At 71.9% G+C, this 21389-nt stretch carries 15 protein-coding genes; 7 read left to right on the forward strand and 8 right to left on the reverse strand.

Going from position 1 to position 21389, the window contains the following annotated elements; translation table 11 throughout:
• Positions 1–19: 19 nt before the first annotated feature.
• A complete protein-coding gene (locus HAV39_RS28605; protein WP_191842296.1) occupies positions 20–1435 on the forward strand; it encodes an alpha/beta hydrolase family protein in 1416 nt (471 codons plus the stop codon).
• A gap of 185 nt (positions 1436–1620) precedes the next feature.
• On the opposite strand, the gene HAV39_RS28610 is transcribed toward HAV39_RS28605, so the two are convergent.
• Together HAV39_RS28610 and HAV39_RS28615 are read right to left on the reverse strand one after the other, a co-directional pair.
• Positions 1621–4167, reverse strand: a complete 2547-nt coding sequence (locus HAV39_RS28610) for a penicillin acylase family protein (protein ID WP_239120162.1) — start codon at positions 4165–4167, stop codon at positions 1621–1623.
• Between the two features lie 63 nt (positions 4168–4230).
• Positions 4231–7248: a VWD domain-containing protein gene (locus HAV39_RS28615; protein WP_191842297.1), complete on the reverse strand. Its 3018-nt coding sequence runs from the start codon at positions 7246–7248 to the stop codon at positions 4231–4233.
• A gap of 123 nt (positions 7249–7371) precedes the next feature.
• Here HAV39_RS28615 and HAV39_RS28620 point away from each other — a divergent pair, with 123 nt between their 5' ends.
• Positions 7372–7839, forward strand: a complete 468-nt coding sequence (locus HAV39_RS28620) for a holin (protein ID WP_191842298.1) — start codon at positions 7372–7374, stop codon at positions 7837–7839.
• A 177-nt stretch (positions 7840–8016) separates the two neighbouring features.
• Here HAV39_RS28620 and glnA read toward each other — a convergent pair whose 3' ends face one another.
• A complete protein-coding gene (gene glnA / locus HAV39_RS28625) occupies positions 8017–9450 on the reverse strand; it encodes a type I glutamate--ammonia ligase (RefSeq protein WP_191842299.1) in 1434 nt (477 codons plus the stop codon).
• Between the two features lie 259 nt (positions 9451–9709).
• Here glnA and HAV39_RS28630 point away from each other — a divergent pair, with 259 nt between their 5' ends.
• Complete coding sequence (locus HAV39_RS28630; RefSeq protein ID WP_239165188.1) at positions 9710–10075, forward strand: RDD family protein; 366 nt, start codon at positions 9710–9712, stop codon at positions 10073–10075.
• A 127-nt stretch (positions 10076–10202) separates the two neighbouring features.
• Here HAV39_RS28630 and HAV39_RS28635 read toward each other — a convergent pair whose 3' ends face one another.
• The 4 genes from HAV39_RS28635 to lipA form a co-directional block, all read right to left on the reverse strand.
• Positions 10203–11579, reverse strand: coding sequence for an MFS transporter (locus HAV39_RS28635; RefSeq protein ID WP_191842300.1), 1377 nt, complete (start codon positions 11577–11579; stop codon positions 10203–10205).
• Complete coding sequence (locus HAV39_RS28640; protein WP_191842301.1) at positions 11579–11812, reverse strand: hypothetical protein; 234 nt, start codon at positions 11810–11812, stop codon at positions 11579–11581. The genes HAV39_RS28635 and HAV39_RS28640 overlap by 1 nt, the downstream gene beginning before the upstream one ends.
• Positions 11813–12286: 474 nt before the next feature.
• Complete coding sequence (locus tag HAV39_RS28645; protein ID WP_191842302.1) at positions 12287–12979, reverse strand: DUF4191 domain-containing protein; 693 nt, start codon at positions 12977–12979, stop codon at positions 12287–12289.
• Between the two features lie 51 nt (positions 12980–13030).
• Positions 13031–13966, reverse strand: a complete 936-nt coding sequence (lipA, locus tag HAV39_RS28650) for a lipoyl synthase (protein WP_191842303.1) — start codon at positions 13964–13966, stop codon at positions 13031–13033.
• A 312-nt stretch (positions 13967–14278) separates the two neighbouring features.
• On the opposite strand from lipA, the gene aspS reads away from it, so the two are divergent.
• The 3 genes from aspS (at position 14279) to HAV39_RS28665 (ending at position 18227) form a co-directional block, all read left to right on the forward strand.
• Positions 14279–15556, forward strand: a complete 1278-nt coding sequence (aspS, locus tag HAV39_RS28655) for an aspartate--tRNA(Asn) ligase (RefSeq protein ID WP_191842304.1) — start codon at positions 14279–14281, stop codon at positions 15554–15556.
• A 140-nt stretch (positions 15557–15696) separates the two neighbouring features.
• On the forward strand, positions 15697–16293 hold the full coding sequence (locus tag HAV39_RS28660) for a LemA family protein (protein WP_191842305.1): 597 nt from the start codon (positions 15697–15699) through the stop codon (positions 16291–16293).
• Between the two features lie 11 nt (positions 16294–16304).
• Positions 16305–18227, forward strand: coding sequence for a M48 family metallopeptidase (locus HAV39_RS28665; RefSeq protein WP_191842306.1), 1923 nt, complete (start codon positions 16305–16307; stop codon positions 18225–18227).
• Between the two features lie 16 nt (positions 18228–18243).
• On the opposite strand, the gene lipB is transcribed toward HAV39_RS28665, so the two are convergent.
• Positions 18244–18897: a lipoyl(octanoyl) transferase LipB gene (gene lipB, locus HAV39_RS28670; RefSeq protein WP_373311590.1), complete on the reverse strand. Its 654-nt coding sequence runs from the start codon at positions 18895–18897 to the stop codon at positions 18244–18246.
• Positions 18898–19229: 332 nt separating this feature from the next.
• Between lipB and HAV39_RS28675 the strand changes: the two genes are divergently transcribed.
• Positions 19230–21356 carry an MMPL family transporter gene (locus HAV39_RS28675; protein ID WP_239120192.1) on the forward strand — a complete coding sequence of 709 codons (2127 nt, stop codon included), beginning with the start codon at positions 19230–19232 and terminating at the stop codon, positions 21354–21356.
• The last annotated feature ends 33 nt before the right edge of the window (positions 21357–21389 follow it).

The raw sequence follows: 21389 nt of genomic DNA on the forward strand, positions 1-21389 counted from the left end.
TTTCCCGAGGATCGTGGACATGAGGAAATCACTGCTCACCGCCTTCGGCGCGGTCCTGCTGGCGCTGGCCGGCTCGTCGCCCGCCGCCGCCGATGCCGCGGCCACCCCGTACTCCCCGCCCGCCGGGCTGACCGCGACCGACCTGACCTTCCGCAACGGCGGCACCGAGCTGCACGGCTCGGTGGTGCGCCGGGCCGACCTCGACCCGGCGGTGCGCCACCCGGCGATCGTGCTGGTGCACGGCTCCGGCGCGGGTCCCCGCGAGGAGCTGGGCCAGGAGGCCGAGGTGTTCGCGCGGGCCGGGCTGGTCACGCTGATCTACGACAAGCGGGCCGACTACACGAAGACCCACCGCGACTACTCGGCGCTGGCCGACGACGCCGTGGCCGGGGTGCGGGCGGTGGCCGCGCTGCCCGACGTCGACCCGGCGCGCACCGGGCTGTGGGGGCTCAGTGAGGGCGGCTGGATCGCGCCGCTGGCCGCGTCCCGCTCGGCGGAGGCGAAGTTCCTGGTCACCATCGGTGCGCCGGGGCTGCCGCCGGCGCGTACCCAGGCCTGGAACCTGATCAACCGGATCACCCGGGCCGGGGTGACGCCGTCGACCGTGGACGCGATCGTCGGCACCGGCATGGGCCTGGCCGTCGCGACGGACGGGTTCCCGCAGGCGGCGTACGACCCGGTGCCCGCGCTGCGCACGATCCGGCAGCCGGTGCTGGCGCTGTGGGGTGAGCTGGACACGCAGGTGCCGCCGCGGGAGAGCGCGGAGGTCTTCCGCCGCGAGCTGACCGCCAGCCCCAGCGTCACGATCCGGATCCTGCCGCACGGCGCGCACGCGGGCCGGATCACCACCGACGGCTACGACCGTGTCGGCGGCCCGACGATCAACGGCTTCGCCATGGGTGAGCTGCTGCCCGGCTACGGCACGCTGATGACCGACTGGATCGCCCAGGTGACCGGCGGACGGCTGCCCGCCTCGGCGGCCGACGCGCTGCCCGCGCAGGGCAGCGACAGCATCCCGGTGTCCGGGGTGGGCCCGCTGTGGTGGGCCGCGTTCGCGACGATCGCGATGGCGCTGCTCAGCTGGCCGGTCGGGGCGCTGGTGCGGCGGCTGCGCGGCGGTCGCGGTCGGCCCGCGGGAGCCCGCCCGGCGCGCTGGCTGGTGCTGACCGGGCTGATCGCCCTGGTCGGCGGGGTGGCATACCCGATCATGACGGTGGCCACCTCCGGCAAGCAGACCGAGGCGTTCCTGTTCGGCCAGCCCCTGGCCTGGCTGGTGCTGCGGGCGGTGACCGTGCTCGCCCTGCTGTGCACCGCCTGGGCCGTGGTCGCGCTGCGCTCGGCGCAGGGCCGCGACCGGCTGCGGCTGGCGGTCACCACGGCCGGCGGCCTGCTGCTCGTGCCGTTCGCCCTCTCCCTGGGTCTGCTGCTGCCCTGATCCGGCGGACCATCCGAGATCGTTCGACCTGCCTGGCAAGTGTGCGTATCTTGACGGCGCATTCGCACAGGTGCCAGGCAAGTCCGATGATCGAGGGACGGCCGGGGTCGGCGGAGCGGCGACACGAGAAGGGGCGTCTGCCCACCGGAGTCCCGGTGGGCAGACGCCCCTTCCGCTGATCTGCCCTACGGCTTGAGGGTCTGCGTGTTCGTCGACTCTTTCTCGATGGTCGCCTTGGCGAAGCGGAACGGCAGGGTCTGGCCGGTACGCCACAGCTCGAACTGGTCGGCGTAGTTGTCGTGGAACGCGTGGCCGGAGTTGCCGGTCAGCTGGATCCAGCGCGAGTCGTCCAGGTCCGCCATGTTCACGATCATGCGCATGGACGGCACCGCGTCGACCTCGTATCCCTGCCCGGCGCTCCAGCCGGTGGCGTTGACGATCGCGTCGCCGCCGGAGACGCCGACGGTGTCCCGGTTGAACAGCCACTCGATCGGGCCGATGCCGGACTCGCCGAACGTCGCGTGGGTCGGGGTGAGGGTGTGCATGGCACCCCAGCGCCACTGCTTCGGGTCCTCGCCCTGTGCCTCGGACAGCTCCTTCACGGCCGCCGACATGGCCTGGGCGAGCATGTCGTCCCGCTTCTCCACGGCAGGAGTGCCCTTGTTGTCCCACCACTTGTCGTCCGGCTTGTTCAGCAGCCCGCGGACGACCTCGAACCAGCGGTCCCCGCCGTCGGCGGCGTAGTCGGAGCCCAGCTCGTCGAAGGTGAGGCCGAGCAGGTTCTTCCAGATCGCGTTGTAGTAGGCCGCGGCCGCGGAGTCCTCGCCCTGCTGGAAGTCCCAGTCGACGAGCAGCGCGTCGGCGTTCTTCTCGACCTGCGACGGAGCCTGCCGCGGCGCCTTCTGCAGGGCCGGGATCAGCGCCGGGGCGAAGCCGTTGCGGTTGTCGAACTGCTGCTTCTGCACGTCGTCGAGCGTGATCTTCCCGCCCGCCGCGCCGATCATGTCGTAGATGCGCTGGCTGCGGTAGCCGTAGCTCCAGTCGTCGGTCAGGTGCTGCTGGTACTGGTCGCCGATGACGGCCTGGTTGGCGGTGACCACGTAGCCGCGCTCGGGGTTGAGCACGTTGGGCAGCTCGTTGAACGGGATGAAGCCCGTCCAGTCGTACGCCGGGTCCCAGCCCGGCGCGAACCACTTGCCGTCGCCCTTGCCGCGCACCGGGATGCGGCCCGGCGACTGGTAGCCGATGTTGCCCGTCACGTCGGCGTAGACGATGTTCTGCGCGGGCACCTCGAACAGCGCGGCGGCGGCGCGGAACTCGTCCCAGTTGGCGGCCTTGTTGATGGCGAACACCGCGTCGCCGGTGCGGCCGGGGTCGAGCGCGGTCCAGCGCATCGCGATCGCGTACTGCCCGCCGAGCTTCTTCAGGCTCTCGCTGGCGTCCGACAGCAGCGGTCCGTGCTTGCTGGTGCGCACCGTGATGGTGACGTCGTCGCCCCCGGCGACCTTGAGCACCTCCTGGCGCGAGGCCAGCGGCTCCCAGCCCTCGCCGACCTTCACCTTGTCGCCCTCGACCTGCTCCAGGTACATGTCGATGACGTCGGGGTCGAGGTTGGTGAAGCCCCAGGCGATGTTCGCGTTGTGGCCGATGACCACGCCGGGCACGCCGGAGAAGGTGAAGCCGGCGACGTCCTGACCGCACTCGCAGTGCAGGCCCATCTGATACCAGATGCCGGGCTGGCTCGGGCTCAGGTGCGGGTCGTTGGCGAGGATCGGCTTGCCGCTCGCGGTCAGCTTGCCGCTGATCACCCACGAGTTGGAGCCGATGCCGTCGCCGTCGGCGTTGCCCATCAGGCCCGGCAGCGCGGCCAGCGCGTCGGCCATGTCGTTGAGGCCGTCCGCGGCCAGCGCCGTGGTCGGCGTCGTCGGCGGGGTCACCGGCGCGACCGGGGCGGTCGCCTTGGCGTCGAACGCGCCGTTCACGATCGCGCCGCCGGTGACGATCGGCAGGTTGCGGTCGATCGGGTACGCCGGGTAGAGCTGGTCCACCTGCTCCTTGGTCAGGCCCTCGGCCTGCAGGGCGGCGCGGCGGATCTCGGCCTCCATGTTGCCGCGCAGGTCCCAGGCCATCGCCTTGAGCCAGGCCAGGCTGTCCACGGGAGTCCAGCGCTCGATGACGTAGTCGGAGTTCTGCAGGCCGAGGATGCCGTACTCCAGGCTCAGCGCCCCCGATGCGGCGAACCCGTCGCCTTCGACGTCGGTGTTGGCGGCCAGCCACGCGTTGACGCCCTCGGCGTACGCCTCCAGCCCCTTGCGGGACTCCGGGCTCAGCAGCGCCACCTCCTGCTCGGCGACCCGGCGCCAGCCCATGGTGCGCAGGTACTTGTCCGTCTCCAGCTGGGACTGCCCGAACAGCTCGGAGACCCGCCCGGCCGTGACGTGGCGGCGGAAGTCCATCTCCCAGAACCGGTCCTGGGCGTGCACGAAGCCCTGGGCGCGATACATGTCGTCGCTGGTCTTCGCGTAGATCTGGGGGATGCCGTGCGCGTCGCGGCGCACGGTCACCGGCGCGCCGAGCCCGGTCAGGGTGAGCTCACCGTCGAGGGTCGGCAGGGCGCGGCGCACCGACCAGACGGTCAGCCCGGCGACGACGACGGCCAGCACCGTCACGACGCCGAGCAGCCAGAGCGCGGTGGTACGCAGGCGGCGGAGCCAAAGGCGTGGGGGTTTCACGTTGGCGGAGTCTACGCATGCATTGTGATCCCCGTTACCACCAGGTAACCCAGACTTTGCTGGTCAGGTGCGCAGTCTTAGCTGGGCCGTTCCGGTCGCCCGGTCGTTCGGGTCCACGATGAGCTGATATGCCCCGGTCGACGGCAGCACGGTGCCCTCCTCGCGCAGCCCGCCCTTGCCATTGATCACGCAGCCGGACTCGATCACGGCGCCGTCCGGCCCGCGCAGCTCCAGCCCGCCGCACTGGCTCGGCAGGTCCGTGCTCGGCACCTCGACGAACACCCGCTGCCCGGCCCGGCCGCTGAAGGTCAGCACGCTGACCGCGCCCGGCTGCGCGATGCGCGCGGTGACCGCGCTGCCGTCCACGGGCAGTTCGAGGCGCTGGTCCACGGCCACGCTCACCTTCACCTTCGCCTCGCCGACGCTCTTGTCCCGCGGGTCCACGACCACCGTGTAGGAGCCGCTGTCCGGCAGCGCGAAGCCGTCGATGTAGCCGCTGCCGTTGATGACGCAGCCGGTGGTCACCTGCTTGCCGTCCGGGCCGAGCAGGTCCAGGCCGCCGCACTGGCTCGGCAGGTTCGTGGCCGGCACGTCCACGAACACCTTCTGCCCGGCCGTCGCGGTGAACGTGAACCGGGCCACCGTGCCCGGCTTGGGCAGGCGTGCGGTCAGCTCGGGGCCGTCCAGGGTGATCGGCTCCTGCTGGTCGGAGATGGTCAGCAGGCGCAGCCGCGCCTCGCCGGTGGCGTCGCCGCTCGGGTCCACGGCGATGCTGTACGTGCCGGTCTCCGGCAGCACCGTGCCGTCGACGTACCCGGCGCCGTTGATGACGCAGCCGGTGGTCACCTGCTTGCCGTCCGGGCCGAGCAGGTCCAGGCCGCCGCACTGGTTCGGCAGTGTCGTGGCGGGCACGTCGACGAACACCTTCTGCCCCTTCGTGCCCGCGAACTCGACCTTCGCGACCGCGCCGGCAGTGTCCACGCGCACCGTCCAGGTCTGCCCGCCCAGGTCCGCGCCGCCGGCGAAGACCTGGCCGGCCTTGGCCGCGACGGCGAAGTCGGGCTGGCCGGTCAGCGCCACGTCCAGCACGCAGCCCGCCAGCACGGCCGGGTCGGAGACGCCGAGCCCGCGGCAGATCGCCTCCGCCGAGGCCCGGTTCGGCAGCTCGGCCGTGGCCGCGTCCTGCTCCGGGAAGGCCCGGTCGACGTAGCTGTCGGTGTTCCTGCCCTCGGGGTAGGTGAACAGCGACGAGGCGGCGTCGATGCGCCAGCTGTCGGCGTATCCGGGATACAGCGCGCCGAACGTCGGCTGCGCGCCGAGCGGCTGCCCGCCGCGGGGGCGCACGTCGTCGTCGGACTTGCCGTTGAAGTCGCCGAGCAGGCCTTCGAGCTTTCCGGCGTACGCCTGCGCGGGCTCGACCGACAGCGCCAGCCCCCAGATGCCGATCGGGTCGATCACCAGGCGGGAGCCGTCCTTCCAGCGCACCTCCACGTCGCCGCTTACGGCAGTGCGGACCTCGCCGCCGCCGGGAAGCTGCCGCGGGGCCGCCAGCTCCGCCGGGGCCGGGCCGGTCGCCACGCCCGCCACCAGCAACTCCACCCCGGCGGTGGTCATCCGGGCCTCGACCCGGTCGCCGTCGACCTTCGCGGCGACCGTGGAGTTCACCGCGACGATGCGCGAGCCGGGCACGGGCTCCTGGCGGACCTGGATCTCGTACGCCCCGGCGGTGTCGCGCACCGCGACGAACTCGCCCGCGGCCTGGAAGTCGTAGCGCAGCCCGTCGATGGTGCGCAGGTGCGGGTCGCCGGTGCTGTGCCCGCAGCCCGCGCCGGTGCAGGCCGGGGGCGGCGGGGGAGCGGTGCAGTCGCCGCTCGGCAGCGCACGGTCGCCGTAGTGGCTGCGCGCCGGGCGGCCCAGCGCCTCCCGGAGCTGGTTCTGCGCCCGCGTCGCCATCACCTCGGTCGTCGGGATGCCGCTGCCCGCGCAGTCCTCCCGGCTGTAGGTGCCCTGGTGGTGCTGGTGGGCGTGGTGGAACTCGTGGTAGAGCGCGTCGCACGGGTCGGCGTTGCCGCCGGTGCCGTAGTAGGCGTGGCGGTCCTCGGTGTCCCAGAAGACCAGGATGTTGTTGCGGTCCAGCGCACCCTCGTGCGTGTCGCCGGGCTGGGCCCGGATGATGCTGACGGTCACCCCGGGCGCCTCCAGGGCGGGCAGGATGCCCGCCGGGTCGCCACCGGGCCCGTGCAGGACCGCGCTGCAGGCGGCCCAGGCGGCGGCCAGCTCCGGGTCGGTCACGATGATCTCCGCGTGCGCCGGACGGCCCGGCACAGCCACCGCGCCGAGCGCCACCACCAGCGCCAGCGCGACCGCCCCACCGATCCCGGCGGCTCCACCCGACCCCGTGCTGCCGGACTCCCCGCCCGGCGCAGCAGCTGCGCGGCGGCGCCGGCGAAGGTTCGGCAGTAGTAGGAGGAACACGGCCACCAGGGTCAGGAGCACGCCCACCCCGGCCAGCGCCGCCCAGTGCCACCACGGGCGGCCCTCATCGTCCGCTCCGGCCGCGACACCTGCCCCGGCCAACGGGGCGCACGCGGCCGGGCCGCTCTCCGGCACGATCGGCACCGCGTAGGTGAACTCCAGCCGCAGCGGCACTCCCGCCTTCACCGGGTACAGCGACCCGAACGCGCCCGCCCCCGCCGACCACGTGACGATCTCGATGGCGTGCCCGGTCGGCCCGATCGGGATGGCGCGCAGCGGCACCTGCACGTCCGCCCCCGGTTCCAGCGTGTGCAGGCGCTTGGCCAGCACCGTCTCCAGCGACTCCTCGAACGAGGTCTCCATCGGCAGCGGCGTGACGGCGACGCCGTCCTGCTCCAGCCGGGTCACCGCGAGCGCGCCGTAGGTCGAGGTCACCACCTGGCACGGTGCGTCACCCCGGTTGGCCAGCACCAGCACCGTCGCGAGTGGATCAACGCCGCGTACGGTCACCGCCAGGTCGCCGGCCGCGCGGGCGGGCGTCGCGGGCAGGAGTGCACAAACGAACGCGGCCGCGGTGAGCAGCGCGCGGCGGAGGGGGTGCGCCATGCGGCACACGATAGGCCCTCTCGCCCATGTGGTCGGTCGGGAAGCGGATAGGTGACAAGGGCGGATGCCATCTAGGCTCGTGAGCGCCTTCCGGGCGTGCCCCCTCATTCCAGGAGAACTCCGATGTACCTGTTGAACAAGATGTTCTGGATCGCCAGTGCCGAGCGTGCCATCAAGACCTTCGTGCAGGCCCTGATCGCCGCGTTCGGCGTCGGGCAGGTCAGCGGCGCGGTGGGCGTCGACGTCGCCGCCATCGACTGGCGCGGCGCGCTGTCGCTGGCCTTCAGCGCCGCGCTGCTGTCGGTGCTGATGTCGGTCGGTTCCGGACCGATCGGCGCGGCCAACAGCCCGAGCCTGCTCACCGCCGCACCGGCCGCCGCCGCCACGGCCCTCGTCGCCGCGGCCGCCGCCAGCCCGGTGCTCGCCCCGGCCGTCGCCGCCGCCACCGCGGCCACCGAACCCGCCCCCGCCGCCGCAGCCGCCCCGGCCGCCCCGGCCACGGAGCCCGCCCCGGCTGCCGCTCCCGCCGCCGCGGCCGCTCCGGCGGCACCCGCCCCGGCGGAGCCTGCTCCGGCCCCCGCCGCCGCCTGACCCACCGGCGCGCGCGCCGACCGGCGCGGCGCGTCGGGTCTCAGTGGAGATCACTGTCTCGTGCCAAGATCTGCGGTCTGACCACAGGTTCTGACCCGAAACGGCGATCTTTACCCCGCACCCGGGTACGGAAAAGGCCCCGCCGGAGGCGGGGCCTTTTCCGTACCGCTGAGCGGATCAGCAGTCGAAGTACATCTGGAACTCGTGCGGGGTCGGGCGCAGGCGGACCGGGTCGATCTCGTTGGACCGCTTGTAGTCGACCCAGGTCTCGATCAGGTCGCTGGTGAAGACGCCACCGGCCTGCAGGTAGTCGTTGTCCTTCTCCAGCGCCGTGAGCACGTCGGAGAGGGAGCCCGGCACCTGGGTGACGTTGGCGACCTCCTCCGGCGGCAGGTCGTAGAGGTCCTTGTCGATCGGAGCCGGGGGCTCGATCTTGTTGCGGATACCGTCGAGACCGGCCATCAGCATCGCCGAGAACGCCAGGTACGGGTTCGACGACGGGTCGGGGCAGCGGAACTCGATGCGCTTGGCCTTCGCGTTCGTGCCGGTGACCGGGATACGGGTGCAGGCCGAGCGGTTGCGCTGCGAGTACACCAGGTTGACCGGCGCCTCGAAGCCGGGCACCAGGCGCCGGTACGAGTTGATCGACGGGTTGGTGAAGGCCAGCAGCGACGGCGCGTGGTGCAGCAGACCGCCGATGTACCAGCGGGCCGTGTCCGACAGGCCGGCGTAGCCGGTCTCGTCGTAGAACAGCGGCTCGCCGCCCAGCCAGAGGCTCTGGTGGGTGTGCATGCCGGAGCCGTTGTCGCCGAACAGCGGCTTCGGCATGAACGTCGCGGTCTTGCCCGCGTGCCAGGCGGTGTTCTTGATGACGTACTTGAACAGCTGCATCTGGTCGCCGGAGGCCAGCAGCGTCGAGAACTTGTAGTTGATCTCGGCCTGGCCGGCGGTGCCCACCTCGTGGTGACCGCGCTCGACGGTGAAGCCGAGGTCCACCAGGTTCGTCACCATGGTGTCGCGCAGGTCGGCGTAGTGGTCGGTCGGCGCGACCGGGAAGTAGCCGCCCTTGTAGCCGGGCTTGTAGCCGCGGTTGGCGCTGCCGTCGCTGTTGGTCGCGGCGCCGGTGTTCCACGCGCCCTCGACCGAGTCGATGTGGTAGAACGCCTGGTTCGGCTGGGTCGCGTAGCGGATCGAGTCGAAGATGTAGAACTCCGCCTCGGCGCCGAAGTACGCGGTGTCCGCGATGCCGCTGGCGGCCAGGTACGCCTCGGCCTTCTTGGCCACGTTCCGCGGGTCACGGGAGTAGGCCTCACGCGTGAACGGGTCGTGGATGAAGAAGTTCAGCGCCAGGGTCTTCTGGATGCGGAACGGGTCGACGAACGCGGTGGTGACGTCCGGCAGCAGCAGCATGTCCGACTCGTGGATCTGCTGGAAGCCGCGGATGGACGAGCCGTCGAAGGCGAGCCCGTCGGTGAAGACGCTCGCATCGAACGACTGCACCGGCACGGTGAAGAACTGCATCACGCCGGGCAGGTCACAGAAGCGGACGTCGACGAACTTGACGTCTTCGTCCTTGAGGTACCGAAGCAGTTCCTCGGAATTGGCGAACAACACGTCCTCCTGGCACGGATGGTCTGCGGGAGCTCCCGGCCCCCACTTCAGCACATCTCCTGGGCTGACCTCGGGAGACGCGGCCGACGGCGCTGCGCTGCGTCGGGTGGCCATTGGCTGCTGGCGACGCTAGAACTGCGGCGTTGCCCGGCCGTGTCAGCTTTGTTTCCGCCGTGTTACGTCACCGGTAAACCAGGCTCAAGGGCTGCCCGGACAGCTCACCCGGCCGGTACGGCGGAGCGGACGGTACGCTCGGCGGGTGACCGACGCATCCCTGCCTGCCGTACCCTCCCTGGCCCGAAGGTTCGGGGCGCTGCTGCTCGACTGGATGCTGTGCGTCCTGGCGGCCGGTGTCTTCGCGGACCCGATGCGGGACGGCTGGGCGGCTCCGGTGGTGCTGATCGCCGTCTACGCCGTCTTCGTCGGGTTCTTCGGGCAGACGCCCGGCATGCGCGTGACGAAGATTACCTGCCTCGGCGTCGACTCGGGTCAGCCGGTCGGCCCCCTCAAAGGAGCCCTCCGGGGCACCCTGCTCGCCCTGGTCATCCCCGCCCTGATCATGGACGGCGAGCGCCGCGGCCTGCACGACCGCGTCGCCGGCACCATGATCCGCCCCGCCGCCTGACCGCCCGCCCCGCCCGGCCCTGGTCGATGATCGTCCGACTTGCCAGGCAGGTGGGCGAATGCGGGCTCAAGATACGCACAGGTGCCAGGCAAGTCGAACGATCATGACGGCGGGGTGGCGGCTCGGCTCACCGCGTGGGTTCCGGTGACGAGGGCTTGGCCAGGCGGGCGTCGCGAAGGACGGGGATCGCCACGCACATCGCGGCGGCGACAAGGATCAGGGCGGCGCTGGCGGCGAACGCGGGGGCCGTGCCCAGGCGGGCCGCGGCGACGCCCATGACGGCCATCGCCAGGGGCGTCACGCCCAGGCTCGCCAGATTGTTGATCGAGGCCACACGGCCCCGGTGCGAGTCGGCGGTGTGCGTGTACGTCAGGCCGGTCAGCAGCACCGCCTGCGGTCCGCCGGCCAGCCCGCCGACCGCGGTGGCGACGAAGGCCCAGGCCGGGAGCGGGGCGACGGCGATCGCGAACAGCGCGCCGCACTGCACGACCGCGCAGCAGGCCACGATCACGCCGAGCCGTCCCGCCGGACGCCAGCGCAGCATCAGCAGGTTCCCGGCGACCGAACCCGCGCCGAACCCGGCGAGCATCACACCGATCCCGCCCGCACCCCAGCCGCGCTCGTTCGCCACCAGCGCCAGGCCCACGTTGAGCGGGCCGACCGCACCGAGGTTGACCAGCAGGCCGACCAGCGTCACCGCCCGCAGCAGCGGGTGCCCGGCGAGGTAGCGCAGACCCTCGCGCACCGCCGCGCCGATCGGCGTGCGGGCCGTCGTCGCGGGAACCGCGTCGGCGGGTCCGGCGGCGTCTCGCGCAAGTTCGGCCGCCGTGGGGGCTGCCCCGCCTGCCAGGTCGGCGGGTCCGGCCGTGGCACGCCGCGCAGGCTCACCGGCTGGCGCGGCGGGGCGCACCGACCACAGGGCGAGCACCGACACCGCGAACGTCGCCGCGTTGACCAGGCAGGCCAGCGAGAGCCCGCCGACCGGCAGCAGCAGTCCGCCCAGCGGCGCGCCGAAGGTCAGCGCGAGCCGGGCGGTCAGCCCGGACAGTGCGAGTCCGCCGGTGAGCTGGGCGGGGGACAGCAGTCGTGGCAGCATCGCGCCGGCCGCGGGCAGGAACAGGGCGTCGGCCAGTCCGAACGCCAGCGCCACCACGATCAGCAGGGCGACGCTCGGCTGCGCCAGCGCCACCGCCGCGGTGACCAGCGCGATCGCGCCGCGGGCCAGGTCGCTGCCGATCATGAGGCGGCGCGGGCCGTACCGGTCGACGATCGCGCCGCCGAACAGCAGCAGCACCAGCCGCGGCAGGGCGGATACGGCCAGGACGACGCCGGCCGTGCCGGGCGAGGCGAGCTGGACGGCGCTGAAGGACAGCGCTACGTACCAGACCTGGTCGCCGAGGACCGAGACCGCCTGCCCGCCGAGGTAGCGCAGGAAGGCGGGCTGCCGGTGGGCGGGAACGACGGGCGGGGTGCGCCGCGGGGGAGCCAGGGTGGCGGTGGTCATCAGGGGCGCTCCGGGAAGGCGTGGAAGAACAGGAAGACGTGTTCGCGGTCGGTGTCGTCCGACCGGGCGGCGCGCTCGTTGCTCCGCTGCTTCCAGCGGACGAGCACCTCGTGCAGCTCGCCGGTCAGCTCGGTGAGCTCGGACGGCGTCAGCCGCAGGAAGGAGTCGCTGCTCGTGGCGGCGACCTGCCACTGGTCGCTCCAGGTGTCGCGCGACTGCTCGTAACCGCGCACTCGTTCGAACTCGTCGATGACGACCTGGGCCTTGGCGGCGGAGGCGATCGCCTGGCCTTCGGGGGTGGGGAAGTCGAGCGAGGACCAGCCGGTGGAACCGGGTACGGCGCGCCACCAGCGTTCGCGGCGGTCCCGAGCCAGCTCGGGGGCGTCCTCGACGAACCCGGCCTTGGCCAGCTCGCGCAGGTGGTAGCTGGTCTGGCCGGGGTCGGTGCCCCAGGCGCTTGGACAGGGTCGCGCCGGTCGCGGGGCCGAACTGGGCGAGCAGGCGGTAGAGCTTCTGCCGGATCGGCTGGGCGAGGCCTTTGAGGACCTCGGGATCGGTGATGCGCCTCATCTCCATGCGCATCACGCTAGATCCAGTAGAACTCTACCGCAATATGCCTACTGGATCTTATAAGCATCGATAAATGAACGCGTTAAGAAGGGCACCTTCCGTAACGCATGGCGTTAAGAAGGTGCCCTTCCTTGTACTCAGCGCTGGCGGCCGCCACCGCGCGGCATGCGCGGCGGGCGGAACTCCTTGGGGAGCTGGCCGCGGGGCATCTGGGGGCGGGCGTTGAGAGCGGTCAGGGCCCGGTCCAGGGCGTTGACCTCCTTGCCCGACAGGTTGCGGGGCAGGCGCATCAGCGTCATCCGCAGCTTTCGGATGGAGAGCTGGCCCTCGTCGGTGCCGATGATGTAGTCGTACAGCGGGGCGTCGCCGATGACCTTGCTCAGGCGGCGCTTCTGCTCGCCGAGCAGCGGCTTGAGCCGCGCCGGGTTGCCCTCGGCGAGCAGGATGACGCCAGGCTTGCCGATCACCAGGTGCACCACGTCGAACTGGGTGGTCGCCGAAACGGCCTGCTTGACCCGCCAGTCACCGCGCATCTGCTCGACGAGCTGGCCGGCCGCGCCGGGCTGGCCCTCCATCATGTTCATCATCGCGGTGTTCGACCGCAGGTTGAGCACGATGAGCACCGCCAGCAGCGCGGTCAGGATGCCCAGTGGGATCCAGATCCAGCCCCAGCCCAGCAGCACCGCCACGACGGTGAGGGCCAGCGGCAGCACGACAGCGGCCGCCACCAGGGGCGTGAACCACTTGTCCTGCTTGGCGGTGAACTTGAACACCATGCCGATCTGCTTCAACCGCTGGAAGAAGGAGACCTTTTCTTCGGCCTTTGCCATAGACGGATTCCTTTAGATGGACAGAGTCTAGATTGGGTGACGGTGGGGCTTTCAGGCGGCGGCGGTGCGCGCGTCGAGGGCTTGACGATACAAGCGCCCTGCCCGGTACGACGAACGCACCAGGGGACCGCTCATCACGCCGGCGAAGCCGATCTCCTCGGCCTCCTCGCGCAGCTCGACGAACTCCTCGGGCTTCACCCAGCGCTCGACGGGGTGGTGGCGCGGCGTGGGGCGCAGGTACTGCGTGATGGTGATCAGCTCGCAGCCGGCCTCGTGCAGGTCGCGCAGCGCCTGCGAGATCTCCGCGCGCTCCTCGCCCATGCCCAGGATCAGGTTCGACTTGGTGACCAGCCCGGCCTTGCGGGCCTGGGTGATCACGCCGAGGGAGCGGTCGTAGCGGAAGCCGGGGCGGATGCGCTTGAAGATGCGCGGCACGGTCTCGACGTTGTGCGCCAGCACCTCGGGCGCGGCCGAGAAGACCTCGGCGAGCTGCTCCGGGACGGCGTTGAAGTCGGGGATCAGCAGCTCGACACCGCAGCCGGGGACCAGGGAATGGATCTGGCGGACCGTCTCGGCGTACAGCCAGGCGCCGCCGTCGGGCAGGTCGTCACGGGCGACGCCGGTCACGGTGGCGTACTTCAGGCCCATGGTGGCGACGGACTCGCCGACCCGGCGGGGCTCGTCGGCGTCGAACTCGGCCGGCTTGCCGGTGTCGATCTGGCAGAAGTCGCAGCGCCGGGTGCACTGGTCGCCGCCGATGAGGAAGGTCGCCTCGCGGTCCTCCCAGCACTCGTAGATGTTGGGGCAGCCGGCCTCCTGGCACACGGTGTGCAGGCCTTCCCGCTTCACCAGTGAGCTGAGCTGGGTGAACTCCGGACCCATCTTCGCCTTGACCTTGATCCACTCAGGCTTGCGCTCGATGGGGGTCTCGGCGTTGCGGGCCTCGACGCGCAGCAGGCGCCGGCCCTCGGGAGCGACGATGGTCATGCCCGCCAGCGTACGCGTCGAAAAGGCCTTGATCTTCTGCTGGGTAATGGACGTCTCAGCCCCGACGCGCCCGGAAAAACGGGCTGCGCGGCTCCCGATCATGGTCTACAGTCTCCGCACAACAGCAAGTGACGGAGCGAATCACCGGAGTGACGCCCGGGTCGGGTCGGCATGCAGCCGCCCGTGTGGCTCCGCTCACCGGCTGGTAGAGGCCCGGATCATCCGGGTGAAGGTGTGGTGGCACCGCGGGTTCCCAAACCGCCCACACCCCTTTGGGGATGGCGTTGCGGAAGAACCCGGAGGTAACCCACCATGCAACGCATCCTTTCCGTCGAGCTGCCCCGCCATGTGGGCGCACGGATCACCATCGCCGGCTGGATCCATCGCCGCCGGCTGCTCAAAGCGGTCTCCTTCCTCATCGTGCGGGACGCGTCCGGGCTCAGCCAGGTCGTGGTCACCGAGCCGGAGCTGCGGGCCCACCTGGAGACGCTGCCCGAGGAGACCGTGGTCGCCGTCGAGGGCCTGGTCACCGCGAACCCGGCCGCGCCCGGCGGGGCGGAGCTGACCGAGCCGGTGGTACGGCTGCTCGGCGAGCCCGCCCAGCCGACGCCGTTCGACCTGTACCGGCCGGTGCTGACGCCGACCCTGCCCACCCAGCTGGACCACGCCCCGCTGTCGCTGCGCCACCCGTCCCGGGCTCGCGCGCTGCGGATCAGCGCCGCGGCCGCGGCCGGGTTCCGGGCGGGACTCGACGGGCTCGGCTTCACCGAGATCCACACCCCCAAGATCGTTGCGACGGCGACCGAGTCCGGGGCGAACGTCTTCGCGCTGGACTACTTCGGCCGCCCGGCCTACCTGGCCCAGTCGCCGCAGTTCTACAAGCAGCAGCTGGTCGGCGTGTTCGAGCGGGTCTACGAGGTCGGGCCGGTGTTCCGGGCCGAGCCCAGCGACACCACCCGGCACCTGGCCCAGTACACCTCGCTCGACGCCGAGCTGGGTTTCATCGGCGACCACCGCGACGTGATGGCGGTGCTGCGGGAGACCGTGGCGGCCATGGTCGCCCGGGTCGGCGCGCTCGGCGCGGCGGTCGAGGGCCTGGCCCTGCCCGAGGTGCCGGCCGAGATCCCGGCGCTGCACTTCAGCGAGGCGCTCAAGATCGCTGGTGCGCCGGCGGACGAGCCCGACCTCGCCCCGGCCCACGAGCGGGCGATCGGGGAGTGGGCGAAGCAGGAGCACGGCAGCGACTTCGTCTTCGTCACCGGCTACCCGATGGCGAAGCGGCCCTTCTACACTCACCCGCAGCCCGGCGACGAGCGCTGGTCGAACAGCTTCGACCTGCTGTTCCGGGGCCTGGAGCTGGTGACCGGCGGGCAGCGGCTGCACCGCCACAGCGACTACCTCGCCGCGCTGGCCGCGCGCGGGGAGAGCGCCGAGCCGTACGAGCCCTACCTGCAGGCGTTCCGCCACGGGATGCCGCCGCACGGCGGGTTCGCGATCGGCCTGGAGCGCTTCGTCGCCCGCATCACCGGGGCGCAGAACATCCGCGAGGTCACCGCGTACCCGCGCGACCTGCACCGCGTCACGCCGTAACCTCTGGACCCGCCGCGCGGCCCACCACACCGGGTCGCGCGGCGCTTGATCGACCGACTTGCCTGGCAATCGGGCGTATGAGCAATCAAGATACGCCCGATTGCCAGGCAAAACGGATGCCCGGGTGGCACGGTGAGGGCATGGAGTTCCTGATCGGGCTGATCTGCCTGGTGATCATCGCAGTGGTGATCGTGGCCTGGGTGGCCTCGCTCTACAACGGCCTGGTGCGCTCGCGCAACGGCTACCAGAACGCGTTCGCGCAGATCGACGTGCAGCTCACCCGCCGCCACGATCTGATCCCGAACCTGGTCGAGACGGCGAAGGGCTACCTCAAGCACGAGCGCGAGACCCTGGAGGCGGTGACCGCGGCGCGGACGGCCGCGATGACCGCGCAGGCCAACGCGGCCCGCAATCCGGGCGATCCCGCGGCCATGCAGGGCCTGAGCGGCGCCGAGAACGGGCTCACCCAGGCGCTGGGCCGGCTGTTCGCGGTGTCGGAGGCCTATCCGGACCTCAAGGCCAACCAGAACATGATGCAGCTGTCGGAGGAGCTGACCTCCACCGAGAATCGGGTCGCCTTCGCCCGGCAGGGCTACAACGACGCGGTGCTGGCGTACAACAACAAGCGCGAGACCTTTCCGGGCAGCCTGCTGGCCGGGCCGTTCGGGTTCCACAAGGCCGCGCTGCTGGAGATCGACGACCCGGGCAAGCGCGAAGCCCCGCGCGTGCAGTTCTGACCGCCGCGGCGATGGACTTCTTCGAGCGCCAGCGGCAGGTCAAGCGGCTATCGTTCCGCCTGATCCTGCTCTACGTGCTGGCCGTGCTCGCCATCGTGGTGGTCGTCTGCCTCGTGGTCGCGTTCGCGCTGGGTGCGTTCGAGGCCCCGGCCGCCGAGCTGGCCTGGCTGATGTTCTGGACCGCGGTGCTCACCGGCGGCTCGATCCTGCTGGCGTCGCTGTTCCGCACCATCGGGCTGCGCGCGGGCGGCGGCAAGGTGGCCCGCGACCTGGGCGGGGTGCTGGTCCCGGAGGACACCACCGACCTGCGGCTGCGCCGGCTGCGCAACGTGGTCGAGGAGGTCGCGCTGGCCTCCGGCGTGCCGGTGCCCGAGGTGTACGTGCTGGAGGACGAGCCCGGCATCAACGCGTTCGCGGCGGGCTGGTCCCCTGCGGACGCGGCGGTCGCGGTCACCCGCGGCGCGCTGGACCGGCTCAACCGCGACGAGCTGCAGGGCGTCATCGCGCACGAGTTCAGCCACGTGCTCAACGGCGACATGCGGATCAACATCCGGCTGATCGGGCTGCTGTTCGGCATCCTGTTCCTGGCCATCGTCGGCCGCACCTTCCTGTACGCGGGCGCGTTCGGCGGTGGCCGCGAGCGCCGTGACAACCAGGGCAGCAACCCGCTGCCGCTGATCGGCATCGCGCTGATCGTGGCCGGGTCGATCGGCGTGTTCGCGGGGCGGCTGATCCAGGCGTCGGTGTCGCGGCAGCGGGAGTACCTCGCCGACGCGTCGGCGGTGCAGTTCACCCGGCAGACCTCCGGCATCGCCGGCGCGCTGAAGAAGATCGGGGGCCTGGAGACCGGGTCCCGCCTGTCCACCCCGAAGATCGACGAGGTCGGCCACATGCTGTTCGGCGAGGCCCGGCTGCGCTCGCTGTTCGCCACCCACCCGCCGCTGGCCGACCGCATCCGGGCCCTCGAACCGGGCTTTGACCCGGCGCAGCTCACCGCGCTGGCGCAGAAGTGGCGCGCCGCGCCGCCGTCGGGGCTGGCCGAGGACGCCGCGATGGGCCTGTCGCTGGCCGAGGAGGGCGGCGCGCTGCCGGGTCACGACACCCGGATGGCGGTACGCCCCGACGCGGTCGCCGCCTCGGTCGGCGCGCCGCAGCAGCCCGCGTACCACCGGGCGGAGTCCATCCTGGAGCGCTTCCCGCCCGAGATCCTGGCCCGCGCCCGGCGCGGCGACACCGCGCCCGCCCTGGTGTTCGGCCTGCTGCTGTCGGAGCAGCCGGAGGTGGCCGACAGCCAGCTCGCGGCGCTGCGCGACCGGCACGGCGAGGCCGTCGCCGCGGACACCGTCGCCGCCGCGGGCCGGCTCGCGGGCCTGCACCCGCTGCTCCGGCTGCCGCTGGCCCAGCTGTGCTTCCCGGCGCTGCGCGCCCACCCGGCCGCGACCAGGCAGGACCTGCTCGGCACCATTGACACCCTGGCCAGGGCCGACGGCCGGGTCAGCGTCTTCGAGTACGCCCTGTCCCGGCTGCTGCACCGCGACCTGTACGAGGCGACCTACGACTCCCCGCCCTGGCCGGTCCGCCCGCGCAGCCTCCCGGCCTGCCGCAACGCGATCGCGTCATTGCTCGCGGTGCTGGCCCGCGCCGGCCACCCCGACGAGGCGTCGGCCGAGCACGCGTACCACGTCGGCCTGGCGATGATCCTGCCCGGACAGCCCGTGCCGATGACCGCCCCGCAGCACGGCGTGCTGGCCTTGGACGCCGCCTGGCCCATGCTCGACGGCCTCGCCCCGCAGGACAAGTCGCTCCTCATCCAGGCCGTGGTCGCGGTGATCTCCGAAGACGGCACCATGACCGTCGCCGAGCAGGAGCTGACCCGCACCATCTGCGGCATGCTCCACTGCCCCCTCCCACCCCTGACCGCCCTCCCGGCCTGACGGGGTGCGCGTCGGGTCAGACGGCGAGCAGGGTGGGCAGGTGGCGTTCGACGATCGGCAGCACCTCGTCGATCGTCACCTCGCGGCCCAGTTCGGCGCTGAGGGAGGTGACCGAGGCGTCGGTGATGCCGCAGGGCACGATGCGGTCGAACCACGTCATGTCGGGGTTGCAGTTGAGCGCGAAGCCGTGCAGCGAGACGTTGCGGGCGACCCGGATGCCGATCGCGGCCACCTTGCGGTCCGGGCCGCGGTCGTCCTCGCGCACCCATACGCCGGAGCGGTTGTTGCCCTTGATCCGGGTGGTGGCGACGCCCAGCTCGGCGCAGACGTCGATGAGCATCTGCTCGGTGCGCCGCACGTGCGCGACCACGTCGGCCAGCCCGCCGCGCTGCACCGGCAGCTCGATGATCGGGTAGCCGACGAGCTGCCCCGGCCCGTGCCAGGTGATCTTGCCGCCGCGGTCCACGTCCACCACCGGGGTGCCGTCGAACGGGCGCTCCCAGGGCTCGGTGAGCTTGCCGGCGGTGTACACGCTCGGGTGCTCCAGCAGCAGCACGGTGTTCGGCTCGCTGCCCTCGACGACGCCGGCGTGCAGGCGGCGCTGCTCGTCCCAGGCGGTCTGATACTCGACGGTGCCGGCGCGGCGCACCGCGAGTGCCGGCGAGACGATGCTGGTCACGTCGCTCAGGCTACTCGCGCCGCACCGGACGGCCAGTAAAGGTGCGCGGCGTCACCCGTACCCGTGAATGCGTGCCCGGCTCGCGGCCAGTAGGGTGTGCGCAGCCACGCTTGTGAAAACTTTCACGAATAGTGTCACGCTGTGCCAACCATGCTTCGCACGTAGGGAAAGGACGTCTCGCGATGACGGCGACGCGGGAGAAGAAGGAGCTCCGGGGCGAACCGGGGCAGCAGACCGAGGTGGCCGCGCCACCGCGGCCGCAGCGCCTGCGCTGGCTGCTGCCGGCGATCGGGCTCGTGATCTGGCTGGTCGTGGGCGGGGCCATGGGCGGCTTCGCGAGCAAGACCGCCGAGGTCCAGAAGAACGACAACGCCTCCTTCCTGCCGGAGAGCGCCGAGGCGACGGTCGTGCTCGACCTCAGCAAGAAGTTCGCCGGGCTCGACGTGGTGCCCGCGCAGCTGGTCTACGGCCGCGACAGCGGGCTCACCGAGGCGGACAAGACGGTCATCGCCGAGCAGCTGGCCACGCTCAAGCGCGAGCTGGGCAGCCGGCTCGCCGACGTCCCGCTGCTGCCGCGCTACTCCGACGACGGCAAGGCGGCCCAGGTCACCGTGCTGTTCACGGAGACCGACGCGCAGAAGAACATGACCGACGTGACCTGGATCCGCGACCACACGGGCCTGCCCGACGGGCTGAACGCGCACGTCGGCGGCCTGGGCGGCATCCTCACCGACATGATGGAGGTCTTCGGCTCCATCGACGGCCTGCTGCTGGGCGTCACCGTCGGCATCATCGGAATCATCCTGCTGATCGTGTACCGCAGCCCGATCCTGCCCGTGGTCGTGCTCGTCGGCGCGGGCCTGGCGTTCGCGCTGGCCAACGGCGTGGTCTACCTGCTGGCCAAGGAGGAGATCATCACGGTCTCCGGGCAGAGCCAGGCCATCCTCGACGTGCTGGTGCTGGGCGCGGCCACCGACTACGCGATGCTGCTGGTGTCGCGCTTCCGCGAGGAACTGCGGCACACCGAGAGCCGGTACGACGCCATGCGGGTCGCGCTGCGCGCCTCGTTCGAGCCGATCCTGGCCAGCGGCGCCACGGTCATCCTGGGCCTGCTCTGCCTGCTGGTGTCCGACCTCGCCTCGAACAAGGGCCTCGGCCCGGTCGGTGCGATCGGCATCGCCAGCAGCCTGGCCGTCTCGCTGACCCTGCTCCCGGCGATCCTGGCCCTGCTCGGCCGGGCGGCGTTCTGGCCCGTGCGGCCGAAGTTCGACTCCGCGCCCGTCGAGCAGCAGGGCATCTGGGCGAAGGTGTCCGCGCTGGTCGGCCGCCGGGCGCGGCTGGTCTGGATCGGCACCGCGGTGCTGCTGCTGGCCGGTGTCGCGGGCCTGACCCGCCTGGACGCCGACGGCATCCCGCAGTCGGAGGGCTTCACCGGCCACCCCGACTCGGTGTCCGCGCAGGAGCTGACCACCGCCCACTTCCCGGGCGGCACCGGCAACCCCGCCGAGATCGTGACCCGGGCCGAGAAGCTGGACCAGGTGCTGCTGGCGGTGCGCCAGACCACGGGCGTGGCCGAGGCGGCCCCGTTCACCGGGATGCCGGTCATGCCGGTCGTCCCGCCGGCCGGTGACGGCTCCCAGACCGCCACGCCCGGCCAGACGGGTGCGACCGGGCAGGGCGCGCAGGCGCCGGTCGCCGTGCCGCCGCTGCCGGAGCCGAAGGTCGTCGACGGCATGGTGCGCATCGACGCGACGCTGACCGACGCGGCCGACTCGCCGGCCGCGCTGGCTACGGTCGAGCGGCTGCGGGCCGCGGTGCACGCGATCGACGGCGCGCAGGCCAAGGTCGGCGGGTTCAGTGCGATCAACTACGACGTGCAGCACACCTCGCAGCGCGACCGCAACGTGATCATCCCGCTGGTGCTGGGCGTCATCTTCCTGATCCTGATGGTGCTGCTGCGCTCGCTGATCGCGCCGCTGCTGCTGATCGCCACGGTGGTGCTGTCCTACCTGGCGACGCTCGGCATCTCCGGCATCGTCTTCAAGGACGTGCTGGGCTTCGCGGGAGCCGACTCCTCGTACCCGCTGTTCGCGTTCGTGTTCCTGGTGGCCCTGGGCGTCGACTACAACATCTTCCTGATGACCCGGGTCCGCGAGGAGGCGGGCAAGCTCGGCCACACGGCGGGCACGCTCAAGGGGCTGGCGGTGACCGGCGGCGTCATCACGTCGGCCGGCGTGGTGCTGGCGGCGACGTTCGCGGCGCTCGCGGTGCTGCCGCTGGTCTTCGTGGTGGAGATCGCGTTCGCGGTCGCCTTCGGCGTGCTGCTCGACACGCTGCTGGTGCGCTCGCTGCTGGTGCCCGCGCTGACGGTGGACATCGGCCGGTTCGTCTGGTGGCCGGGCCGGCTCTGGCGGGCCGGGGAGCCTGAGCAGCACCGCAACCCGCAGTAGCCCGGGGTGGGGAGGACTGCGCCTTCGGCCGAC

Origin of the sequence: Catellatospora chokoriensis (assembly GCF_011297315.1) — a bacterium.
Lineage (GTDB): Bacteria > Actinomycetota > Actinomycetes > Mycobacteriales > Micromonosporaceae > Catellatospora > Catellatospora citrea.